Annotated in this window: 8 protein-coding genes; 6 read left to right on the forward strand and 2 right to left on the reverse strand. The window is 34.2% G+C overall.

Translation table 11 applies throughout. From position 1 onward, the window contains the following. Position 1: 1 nt before the first annotated feature. A complete protein-coding gene (locus tag Q0783_RS09875) occupies positions 2–1,312 on the forward strand; it encodes an amidohydrolase family protein (protein ID WP_230935063.1) in 1,311 nt (436 codons plus the stop codon). 71 nt (positions 1,313–1,383) lie between these two features. Here the strand turns inward: Q0783_RS09875 and Q0783_RS09880 are convergent, their stop codons facing one another. Beyond that, positions 1,384–2,187: a DUF6503 family protein gene (locus Q0783_RS09880; protein WP_298894757.1), complete on the reverse strand. Its 804-nt coding sequence runs from the start codon at positions 2,185–2,187 to the stop codon at positions 1,384–1,386. A gap of 109 nt (positions 2,188–2,296) precedes the next feature. Continuing rightward, complete coding sequence (locus Q0783_RS09885; protein WP_298894759.1) at positions 2,297–6,412, reverse strand: T9SS type A sorting domain-containing protein; 4,116 nt, start codon at positions 6,410–6,412, stop codon at positions 2,297–2,299. Between the two features lie 185 nt (positions 6,413–6,597). Between Q0783_RS09885 and Q0783_RS09890 the strand changes: the two genes are divergently transcribed. The 5 genes from Q0783_RS09890 (at position 6,598) to Q0783_RS09910 (ending at position 12,730) form a co-directional block, all read left to right on the forward strand. Next, positions 6,598–7,398 (forward strand): RNA methyltransferase, encoded by an 801-nt coding sequence (locus Q0783_RS09890; protein WP_298894761.1) that lies wholly within the window; start codon positions 6,598–6,600, stop codon positions 7,396–7,398. A 3-nt stretch (positions 7,399–7,401) separates the two neighbouring features. Beyond that, positions 7,402–8,637 (forward strand): M48 family metallopeptidase, encoded by a 1,236-nt coding sequence (locus Q0783_RS09895; RefSeq protein WP_298894763.1) that lies wholly within the window; start codon positions 7,402–7,404, stop codon positions 8,635–8,637. A 127-nt stretch (positions 8,638–8,764) separates the two neighbouring features. Continuing rightward, a complete protein-coding gene (locus Q0783_RS09900; protein ID WP_230935058.1) occupies positions 8,765–10,969 on the forward strand; it encodes a RelA/SpoT family protein in 2,205 nt (734 codons plus the stop codon). A gap of 26 nt (positions 10,970–10,995) precedes the next feature. Then, on the forward strand, positions 10,996–11,451 hold the full coding sequence (locus Q0783_RS09905) for a transcriptional repressor (protein WP_230935057.1): 456 nt from the start codon (positions 10,996–10,998) through the stop codon (positions 11,449–11,451). Positions 11,452–11,458: 7 nt separating this feature from the next. Next, positions 11,459–12,730: an adenylosuccinate synthase gene (locus Q0783_RS09910; protein ID WP_298894765.1), complete on the forward strand. Its 1,272-nt coding sequence runs from the start codon at positions 11,459–11,461 to the stop codon at positions 12,728–12,730. The last annotated feature ends 61 nt before the right edge of the window (positions 12,731–12,791 follow it).

The raw sequence follows: 12,791 nt of genomic DNA on the forward strand, positions 1-12,791 counted from the left end.
TATGAAAACAACACATATAAAAACTCTCGTTGTATTACTCCTAAGTTTTTCTTTAGGATATGCACAACAAACTCCTGCTCCCAAGCAAAGTAAAACAGTAGCTATTACAGGAGCCACGGCTCACATTGGTAATGGAAAAGTGATTACAAATAGCTTGATAATCTTCGAAGATGGAAAGCTATTGCAAGTTCTAGATGGCACTACTGTAAAAGTTGACATGTCAAAGATGGAAATTATTAATGCTAGTGGAAAGCATGTTTATCCAGGTTTTATTGTACCAAATTCTACTCTAGGATTAGTAGAAATTAGTGCAGTTAGAGCAACTGATGACGATTCTGAATTAGGAACTTGGAATCCACACATTCGAAGTTTAATCGCTTATAATGCCGAATCTAAAATAGTGGAATCTATGCGACCTAATGGTATTTTATTAGGGCAGATCACACCAAGAGGTGGACGGATTTCTGGTACTTCGTCTGTAGTACAATTTGACGCATGGAACTGGGAAGATGCTGTAATCAAAGAAGATGATGGTATTCATATGAACTGGCCAAGAAGTTTTTCTAGAGGCCGTTGGTGGTTAGGTGAAGATCCAGCAATGAAACCTAATAAAGATTATGACACACAGGTGACTGCCATTAGTGATTATTTTAATGGCACTAAGGCTTATATGCAAAGTGATAAATCTGTAAAAAATCTGCCTTATGAAGCGACTAATGGGTTGTTTGATGGTTCAAAGACGCTCTATATTCATGTCGATGATGAAAAAGGAATTACAGACGCCGTTAACTTTTCTAAAATGCATAATGTAAAATCTACCGTTATCGTTGGTGGTTATGAATCTCATAAAGTTGCAGATATGCTCAAGAAAAATAATATTTCAGTGTTATTACAACGTGTACATACAAGACCAAGTCAAACCGATGATGATTATGATATGCCATTTAAATTGGCAAAGCTATTAACTGATAAAGGTGTTACTGTGGCTTTAGAAACCAGTGGCCAAATGGAACGTATGAACTCTCGTAACTTACCATTTTATGCAGGTACTACGGTTGCACATGGGTTAACTAAAGAGCAAGCTTTGCAATTAATAACACTTAATCCTGCAAAGATTCTAGGTATTGATGATAACTATGGAAGTCTAGAGGCTGGGAAAAGTGCAACATTATTTATTAGTGAAGGTGACGCTCTCGATATGAGAACAAATATCATAACGCATGCCTTTATTGATGGCCGTATGATAAGTTTAGAAACACATCAAACTAAATTATGGAAACGTTATTCTAACAAGCTAAAGAGCGAGAAATAAAGCGTATTATTATAAAATTAAAAACCTGTCAGTATTATTGACAGGTTTTTTTATGCTTAGAATTATTTACTTTACTCTATAATGGTTGCACCTTTTGGCATTTTAAAAAGTGAATCGTCTTTTGTTTTATCAGTTACCATAACATTAGTAAACTCAACAGTGTTACGTTTTTCAGTTGGTACTCGATCTTCATAATTATACCAGTCGATACTTTTTGGTAATACCAGACCATTAATCGTCTGCCAATCATTATAGCGTATAAATCGGAAATTATCACTCTTTCCATCTTTTCCAAAGGTAACAGTATATGCTAGCCATTGCATTTGGCCAGTTTCTTCATCGTAATACACAATATATTGGTCATCTGGAGATACTCCTACTCCAGCTTCATAGGAAATTAAAATTCCTGGATATGTTTTGCCTTCAAATGTTAAAGACTCTGCATCTTCATATATAATGCCATCATCTCCTACTATAAAAGGCATAGCATAAAAATACATCATCAAGCCTTTGTAAAACTTTGCATTCCCTTTATATTCATTTCCATCTTTTTCAGAAACCCATAATTTGCTACCATCATAACCAGACATGTATGTTGGTGTATCGATAAGCTCAGCTCGAGTTTTTAAATTGGTCGTTGTTACCTCTTTACCATTAGGTTTATCCATAGTAAATGATAAGGTCTTCATCTTATTCCAAACATCTATACCGCCATGCGCATCAAATACTTTAGTGATATTTTTTGGATACGTACTGGTGGTCACATCTAAATTTTCTTCAGAATAATCGATAGATTCAACAGTTTCAGTTTCTTTATTGTCTTTACAAGATGCAAAAACAAGAAGTGCAATTAAAAGTAATGCTTTAAGTTTCATTTGTCATAGTTATTATGGTTTCGTGCTTAGACGAAGTTAAGGAGAATAGTTTACAAAAAAGCCTCAGAAAAATTCTGAGGCCTAAATTCAACTAAATAAAAGATTTGGACTATTCTATTATTAATTTCTTAACGATACTTTTTCTATCGGTATTTACTTTAACAAAGTACATTCCGCTTTGTAGATTTGATGTATCTAAATCCATACTATTTCCTTCAGAAATTTGTCCTTCTAAAATTTGCTTTCCTTGGATATCTATAACATTAGCTGTTACATTTCCGTAGACATTAGAATTCAACCTAATGGTCACTTTATCTTTCGCAGGATTAGGAAATAAATCAAAAGATGTCACTTCAACTTCAGAAACAGATAAGGCGAATTCAACGAACTCACTATCAAACCTATTGGTGATCACAGGTGCATTAAAATCAAAATAGATCGCAGCTGTATTTGGAATAATATCACCTATGGCATACCCTGGTTTTGGTTTGATCTTAAAGTATACAAATCCTCTGCTGCCATCTGCGTCATCTTGTTCTGCAGGTAAATTAATAGCATCAAAAAACCACTCCAAATCCGTCTCTGTTCGTGTTACCACATAGTCATGACTTGAACGTAGCATTTGGAATGTAGTTGGATCTAATTGATCATCTAACATATCCTCTATTCTCACAAATGTAGCAGGAGCTGTTCCTAAATTTTGAAAACGAATTGTGTAATACAAATATTCATCTGACGCTACAAAGTCATCAAATACAATTTCAGGACCATGAGATTCCATTTTATCATTTGGATCCCAAGATCCAATAACAATTTCGGATAGTGTTGAATAATTGTTAACCTCAACTAAATCATTACTATCTGTAATATATGTTGCTGTATTGGTCACAATATCACCTAGCTCAACACTTGCTGGGCATGTTATTGAAATGCCTATACTCTCTACATCTCCTGGTTGAAGATTTACAAAATCTACTGTAAATCCAGTAGTAGTGGCAGTAATTGTATATGCTGGATTAACATTGAAAGTACTGTTATATACCATTTGTGGATCTACTGTAAATTCTACAGTACCAGATGCAATAGTAGTAAATCCTAAATTCTCCAAATATAGATAGTTACTATGTGTGAAACCTGGTCTTGGAGGCGTCCAATTATTAATAAGATACACAGCTAAATCTTCACAACTTTGTTCTTCAACCACAGGAAAGTCTACTGTAACAGTATTTCCGTTTGCTACAGATATATTACTAAAACTTGCAGTAGTTACATCATAACAACCTGCGGATTCTTCATATAAATTAAAGGTGATTTCGTAAGTATCGGTTTCGTTAACACTAATGATTTGGAAGTTTCCTGTAGACGAGTTTACTGTATTAATTGTTCCATCACCATTAACCTCATAGGTAAAATATCCGTTGGAAAAATTAAACTCATTAGCATCAAATACTGAGTTAGTATTAGTATCTACAAACGCATTCACTTGAATAAATCCAACCGAAGACGCACAAAACACATCAAAATCAAATACTTCGGTACAACAAGCACTTCCTGCTTGACAGCTTACAGAACCATCTGTATCAAATCTAACTGTGATACTACTTCCTGAAGATGTATATGTTAATCCTGCAAAATCACCGTCATTTCCATAAGGGAGTGTTGGGTTTAAAACTGTACCATCTGAATCTATTATTGAAATTTCATCGTAAGTCACTTCTGTTCCTCCTGTATTAAAAAATACAGTAAGAGGTAATCCGTCGCTACTTTCAAAACCAAATTCGCTTGTATCATTATTTCCGTAGCAATACGTCGTATTGACAGCTCCTCCATCACACTCTACAAGTTGGTTAGGATTAGCTCTTGTTGTAAAACTTTGTTCATTACACCCTTCTGCATGTCCATTATCATTATAAGGTACAATAGTTACATAATAGGTCACTTCATAATCCAATGTTCCAATATCGTATGTTAATACATTTCCAACGTCGACATTATCTATAACCTCAGATCCTCCTGGTGTAATTCCTACAGATACTTTATAACCACTAACTAAACCAGTCGAAGCTGTCCAAGTCAAATCTGCATTTTCATTTACGTCTTCAGTTCCATTTTCTAATACTAGTACTGAGGTGCAATTAGGAAGTGCATTAAGATCAATACAACTTACAGTATAATCTATAGGTGTATAATTTTGATCTACACAGGCAAAAACATCATCAGAATTGACAAAAATCGTAATGGTGTCTCCTGTAGACATGAAAGATAATCCAGTAAGATCTCCACCATTTCCATATGTAGTAGATCCTGGATTTAAGTTGGTTACACCGTCAGAATCTAACACAACTAATTCATCCCAAGTATCTTCAACTTGTCCTGCATTGAAAAAAACTTGTAAAGGCGAGCCATCTGTACTTGTATATACATATGGTGTTGCATCATTAAGCTCATAACAGTAAGTTGTATTTACTGGTTCTTCACCACAAACCACATCAATAGGACATGTTTCTATTACCAAGTTAAAATCTGATAATGCAAAGCAAGTATCATTAGTATTTTCGACTCTAACATAAATAGTTTGGGTTACTCCATTGCTAGTATAGGCTTCAGGAGCCGCTAAAGGGTTTACATTAAAGAAAGCATCATTTACATTTTCATAAAATCGAATGACATATGAATTTTGATCAGCTCCTAATAAAATTTCAGGAATCGTGACTGTTAGATCAAAAATTTCGTTAGGATTACAACTGCTAAGATCTGTTGCATCACCTAGGGTTATAGATTCTCCTTCGGTGATTTCTATAGTAAACGTATTAGACACACAACCAGTTATAGCATCACTTACCGTAACTGTATATGTACCTCCTTCGAAAACAATTATTTCAGGAGTTGTTGCTCCTATACTCCACAAGTAATTATATGTTCCACTTCCTCCAGAAACTAATGGAGTTAATACGATTTCCTCTCCGCTACAAATAGTATACGGTCCAGCATAATCTACAATTGGCGCTAAATTTCCAGTCACTGTTAACGTCGTGATTGCTGTGTTACCAGTTGCAATTTCTTCTACATGTACATAAACGATAAGTGTCCCAACTGGATATTGATATGATGTTGGATTAGATATCGGATTACTTTGATTTTCGGCATCAGCTTCAGTTAAATAATAGGTGAAATTAAACCCTGAAATATCTTGTCCGTTAACAATATTTGCATTCTGAGGCGTTAAATCAAAATCGACTTCTAAATTTGGATCATCAGAACAAAACTGTATTGTGGCAGACGACACAGAAAGGCAATCTATGTCAACGACCAAGTCAAGGGTAGTTGTCTGTGCGCAATTACCAAAAATCGAACCCACTCTAACAAATAATGTTTGATTAAATGCTACAATATTATTGTATGGGCTTGATAATGGATTTACATTGTTGTCTGCATCTTGTTGAGTTTCGTGATACGTGACAATAAAATTTGGATTTTGATTTCCACCAAGTATTTCATCATCTTTACTTACTATTTCGAATATACCAAAACCATCGTCATTGTCATCGCAAAACACAAGAGGCGTTGGGGTATTAATTATTATACCTTCTTCTACATTTAAATACAGTGCAAAATTTAGATCAGCATAAGAGCAACCACTAGTGATATCTGTAACTCTTACATATAATGTTTGAAAATAAGCTACTGTATTAATATAAACGCTTGGGTTTGTTATTGCATTAATTCCTAAATCGGCATTCTGAAAGGTTTCATAATATGACACCTCTAAATTTGGATTGCCTTGAGCAAACTCTGCATCAAAAATGGTCAAGTCAAATGTAGCAAAACCACCACCTTCATCACATGCCACTACATCTTGAGCAAAATTAGTTATGGGTAAACTATTAACAATTAAATCAAACGTAAATATCTCCAAATTACCAGTAGAATTTTGAAAAGCGCTAACATAAATGGTTTGCGGATTTGAAATATTAGTATAAGGTGATACCAGTGGATTTTGTTGATTTAAAGCATCGGCTTCAGTTACATGGTAAGTAATTGTATAATCATTCGGACTTAAACCACCAAGTATAAGAGGTGTTTGAGACTCTATGTCAAATTCGGTTATACCGTCAGGAATATTATCATCACAAACAAACATATCATTTGGTTGGTTGAGTGTTTGTGAAAAAGTAGTTATTGAAAAAAGGAGGGCAAAAAGCGGAAACAGTAATTTTACTTTCATAGAAAAAATAGTTTGGTTAGTAGTTTTATCAACTATTTACCTTGAAGTTAATAGCCAATGGATTGATGTCACTAGTATAACAGATTAATTCTGAATTTTCCTACCTATTAATAAAATACTATGACTTATTTGGCATTGCGGATGACTTATAAAAGCTTAAATTTGTAATCTCTTAAAGAGAATTGATGAATCACAAAGCCATTACGAGTACACAAAACCAATTGGTAAAACAAATTATTGTTTTAAAAGAAAAGTCTCGTGAACGAAAAAAAAATGAACTTTTTATTATTGAAGGTCAGCGTGAATTAAGTTTGGCTCTAAGTGCTAACTATCATATTAAAGCAGTTTTGTTTTACTCTGAATTGATCTCTAAAGAAACAATAAAGTCTATAGTTACTTCAGAAACTGAACTTATCGAAGTCTCTAAAGAGGTCTTTCAGAAATTAGCACATCGCGATACTACAGAGGGTATTATTGCTATTGCCAAAATAAAATCGCATAGCATTGAGCATTTAAAATTTGACAAAGAAAATCCTTTAGTACTCGTTGCTGAAGCACCTGAGAAACCAGGGAATATTGGTGCTCTACTTCGTACAGCAGATGCCGCCAACGTTGATGCTGTGATTATTGCAAATCCGAAAAGTGATTTGTATAATCCAAATATTATTAGATCTAGTGTTGGCTGTGTATTCACCAATCAAGTTGCTATAGGTGCAACAAATGATATTATAGCTTTCTTGAAGCAGCAGAATTTCTCAATTTATTGTGCAGCTTTGCAGGCTTCTGTAGATTATCATACACAAGATTTTTTGAAAGCGACTGCTATCGTCGTTGGTACTGAAGCTACTGGATTGAGTAATGACTGGTTGAATAATTCAACTCAAAATATTATTATTCCTATGCAAGGTGTAATTGATAGTATGAATGTTTCTGTGGCTGCAGGAATTTTAATTTTTGAGGCCAAACGACAACGAAAATTTAATTAGCATATGACAACAGATACTCTTTTCTATACTATTATTTCAATTATTATCATCAACTTTATTATTGATAAATATTTAGATGCGCTAAATGCAAAACATTACAACGATCCAGTGCCAGATGAATTAAGTGATGTCTATGATGAAGCTGAATACAAAAAATCTCAGGCTTATAAAAAGACCAATTATAAATTCGGTATATGGAGTTCACTTTTTTCTTTGACTTTAACTCTTGGGTTTTTATGGTTCGATGGCTTTGAATATGTTGATACTATTGCTAGAAGTTTTAGCGAGCATCCAATTATTGTAGCACTGATTTTCTTCGGAATCATTATGCTCGGAAGCGATATTATATCTACACCTTTTAGTTATTATAAAACTTTTGTTATTGAAGAACAATTCGGTTTTAATAAAACCACAAAAAAAACATTTATACTTGATAAGATCAAAGGGTTGTTAATGACGGCTATTATTGGAGGTGGTATTTTAACTCTAATTATTTGGTTTTATCAACAAACACAAGATTTATTTTGGTTATATGCTTGGGGAATTGTGACCGTATTCACCGTTTTTATGAATATGTTTTACTCCAAACTTATTGTTCCTTTATTTAATAAGCAAACACCTTTGGATGATGGAAGTTTACGAGATAAAATTTCAGAATATGCTAAATCTGTAGGCTTTAATTTGGATAAGATATTTATTATTGATGGTTCCAAACGTAGTACCAAAGCCAATGCTTATTTTTCAGGGTTTGGTAGTGAAAAACGTGTGACACTTTATGACACCTTAGTTAAAGAACTTAATGAAGAGGAAATTGTTGCGGTACTAGCTCACGAAGTTGGTCATTACAAACGAAAGCATATTATATATAATCTGATAGCGTCCATCGCTTTAACTGGACTCACCTTTTTTATCCTCTCTATTTTTATATCTAATCCTTTACTATCAAATGCACTTGGTGTTGAAACGCATAGTTTTCATGTTGGTTTAATTGCTTTCGGACTCCTCTACTCGCCTATTTCAGAATTAACAAGTTTAGTAATGAATCACCTCTCGCGTAAATTTGAATATCAGGCCGATGATTATGCAAAAGATACTTATAAAGCTGAACCATTAGTGACCTCTCTAAAAAAACTCTCCAAAAATAGTTTGAGTAATTTAACGCCACATCCTTCGTATGTATTTGCACACTATTCACATCCTACATTATTACAGCGTGTTAAGAATTTGAAGAAAATGTAAAAGGTAAAAGCACAACTCAAGACCGTTCAAAATTTCCTGCCAGACTATTTAATTGGTAAGAGTTAGTTTACTTATAATAAACCAAAAACCCGTTGCACATTACATTTCTTATTCATACTTTAGTTCTATGACTGAAGTAGAGATTGAAAAAGAAAATGCAGAGATTGCCAAAGCCTACAAAGAGCTCCTAAAAGTAAGTTATCAAACCCTCTCCAAAGAGGATAAAAAACTAATAAGAGAGGCCTTTGAGGTTGCAGTAGATGCGCATAACGGACAACGAAGAAAATCAGGCGAAGCCTATATCTTTCACCCTATTGCTGTGGCGAAGATTGTTGCAAGTGAGATTGGATTAGATGCGACAAGTATTGCTGCTGCCCTACTTCATGATGTTGTTGAAGATAACCCAGATTACACAAAAGATGATATCGAACGCCTTTTTGGTGAAACTGTGGCACGCATTGTCGATGGGTTGACCAAGATTTCTTCACTTAGTAAAGATGCCGATGTATCTACCCAAGCTGAAAATTTCCGGAAGATGTTACTAACGCTTAATGATGATGTTCGTGTAATCATTATTAAAATAGCCGATCGTCTTCACAATATGCAAACCATGGATTCCATGCGTAAGGATAAACAAGAGAAAATTGCTTCGGAAACCTTATACATCTATGCTCCTCTTGCTCATAGAATTGGACTCTATAACATAAAAACAGAACTTGAAGATCTCGGACTCAAATACACCGAGCCTGAAGTATACAATGATCTTTTAGAAAAAATACAAGATAGTAAAGCAGAACAGGATAGTTATATTAAAGATTTTTCTAAAGTCATAGTGGATTCATTAGATAAAGAAGGTCTTAACTACGAAATTAAAGGGCGACCAAAGTCTATTTACTCCATCAGAAAAAAGATCGTTAAACAAGGAGTTAATTTTGAAGAAGTCTATGATAAGTTTGCCGTAAGGATTATCTATAAATCCGATTTTAAAAATGAAAAATTCCTAGCCTGGAAAATTTATTCTATAGTAACAGATCATTTTAGACCTAATCCAACACGATTACGCGATTGGATTTCGTCACCAAAATCTACAGGTTATGAAGCTCTTCACATAACTGTAATGGGTCCAAAAAGTAGATGGGTTGAAGTTCAAATTCGAAGTGAACGTATGAATGAAATTGCCGAAAAAGGCTATGCTGCTCACTATAAGTATAAGCAAGGTAATGCCGAGGACGCCCTAGATACATGGATTGATAAGCTACAAGAGGCTCTAGAAAGCAACGAAACTAATGCCGTCGATTTTGTTGAACAGTTTAAACTTAATCTGTATTCAAAAGAAATATTCGTATTCTCACCTAAAGGTCAATTAAAATCATTACCAAAAGGTGCTACTCCTATCGATTTTGCATTTAGTATTCATACCGAAGTTGGCATGAAAACTAAAGGTGCAAAAGTTAACGGAAAACTGGTCCCTTTGAGTCATGAACTCAATAGTGGTGATCAAGTCGAAATTCTAACAGCCGAAAACATAAAACCAAACCGTAACTGGCTAGACTATGCAACTACTGCAAGAGCAAGAAGTAAAATTAAATCATCGCTCAAAGCAGAGAAAAAAGATGTCGCCGAAGAAGGAAAAGAAATTTTAAGACGAAAGCTTAAACAGCTTAAAATTCTACTTGATGAAAAATCGGTGAATGAAATGGTAAACCATTTCAAACTCAAAACGAGCTTAGATTTATTTTATAGAGTTGGTATTGGCACTATAGATAATAGCATGCTTAAAGATTATGCATCTTCACGCAGCAATATGTTTATGAGTTATATTAAAAATAGAATTCGTAAACCTACCGCTGCTCCAGATATTGATAAAGATGAGATTACCTCAAAATACGATCAACTGGTATTTGGCAAAGAGGAAGAAAAATTAGATTATAAACTATCCACATGTTGTAATCCTATTCCTGGTGATCCAGTATTTGGATTTCTAACCATAAATGATGGTATAAAAGTTCATAAAAAAAATTGTCCGAATGCACTTAGCATGCAATCCAATTATGCATATCGTATAATGCAAGCCAAGTGGATCGATTCTACTCAGCAAGAATTTGCAACGCAAATAAAACTTTCTGGCATTGATAATTTAGGTTTGGTTAATAACATTACTGAGGTTATTTCTTCTAACATGCACGTGAACATGAAAAGCATCAGTTTTGAGACAGATGATGGCGTGTTTAGCGGTAAGATTAATGTTGTAGTGAATAATATTAACATGCTAAAAAAACTGATAGATAATCTTAAAAAAATTAATGGAATAGATAAGGTGACTAGAGTCTAAAAAATGTGTAAATTTGTGCCTTGATTATGAGTGAAAATACAGAACAGACTAACCAAGAGATTGTAAAAAACGTTTTTACAAAGTTCTTAGAAGAAAAAGGCCACAGAAAAACACCTGAGCGCTACGCTATTCTTCAAGAAATTTATGATAGTGAAGAACATTTTGATATTGAGTCTTTATATATTAAAATGAAAAATAAAAACTATCGTGTGAGTCGTGCTACACTTTACAATACTATTGAAATATTAATGGAATGTGCTTTGGTAAGAAAGCATCAGTTTGGTCAAAACCAAGCCCACTATGAAAAATCATATTTCGATAAACAACACGATCATGTGATTATGACAGATACTGGCGAAGTCATCGAGTTCTGTGATCCTCGAATTCAATCAATTAAAAAAACAATCGAAGAGGTTTTTGATATTTCTATCTCTAATCACTCTCTCTACTTTTACGGAACAAAAAACAAACCAACTAACTAATTACACAATGGCAGTAGATTTACTACTAGGATTACAATGGGGCGACGAAGGCAAAGGAAAAATTGTTGATGTACTCACCTCCAAATACAATATTATTGCTCGTTTTCAAGGTGGGCCAAATGCTGGACACACGTTGGAATTTGATGGCATCAAACATGTTCTAAGAACAATTCCCTCTGGGATTTTTCATGATGATTCTACCAACGTGATAGGAAATGGTGTTGTAATAGACCCTGTTGTTTTTGTGCAGGAATTAGATGGCTTAGATAAGTTTGATTTAGATTATAAGTCAAAATTGATAATTTCAAGAAAAGCTCATGTTATTTTACCAACACATCGTTTATTAGATGCAGCTTCTGAAACGTCTAAAGGAAAAGCTAAAATTGGTTCTACTCTCAAAGGTATTGGACCAACTTATATGGATAAAACAGGTCGAAACGGAATTAGAATTGGCGATCTTGAATTAGACAATTGGAAAGATAAGTATCGTGCTCTAGCCAATAAACATGAAGCAATGATTGGATTTTATAATGTAGACATCCAATATGATTTAAAAGAAATGGAAGATGAATTCTTTTCTGCAGTTGAACGCCTAAAAGAATTACAATTTATAGATAGCGAAGAGTATTTAAACCAAGCATTAAAAGCAGGAAAACCAATCTTAGCTGAAGGTGCTCAAGGATCATTACTCGATATCGACTTCGGAACCTATCCGTTTGTGACATCATCAAATACAACAGCATCTGGAGCCTGTACTGGTCTAGGAGTTGCACCAAATAGGATTGGTGAAGTATTCGGAATTTTTAAAGCTTATACTACTCGTGTTGGATCTGGTCCATTTCCTACCGAATTATTTGATGAAACTGGAGCCGAAATGGCACGTATTGGTCATGAGTTTGGTGCCGTAACTGGTCGACCTAGACGCTGTGGATGGTTAGATTTGGTTGCTCTTAAATATGCTTGTCAAGTAAATGGTGTTACGCAATTGAGTATGATGAAAGGTGATGTACTATCAGGTTTTAAAACTTTAAAAGTATGTACAGCCTACAAATATAAAGGCGAAACAATCACACACTTACCATTTAATATCGAACAAGAGAACGTGACACCAATCTATACAGATTTTAAAGGTTGGAAAGAAGATCTAACCAAAATGAGAAACGTGTCAGAATTCCCATCGGAATTAAACGAATACATCGCATTTTTAGAAAAAGAATTAGAGATTCCTATCACTATAGTGTCTGTTGGTCCAGATCGTACACAGACCATCAATCGCTAGGTATTAAAAATCTGTTAAGGCATACTATTCCGAAGAGATTATAGTTATTTTTGGAGCAAAT

Source organism: uncultured Psychroserpens sp., assembly GCF_947500255.1.
Lineage (GTDB): Bacteria > Bacteroidota > Bacteroidia > Flavobacteriales > Flavobacteriaceae > Psychroserpens.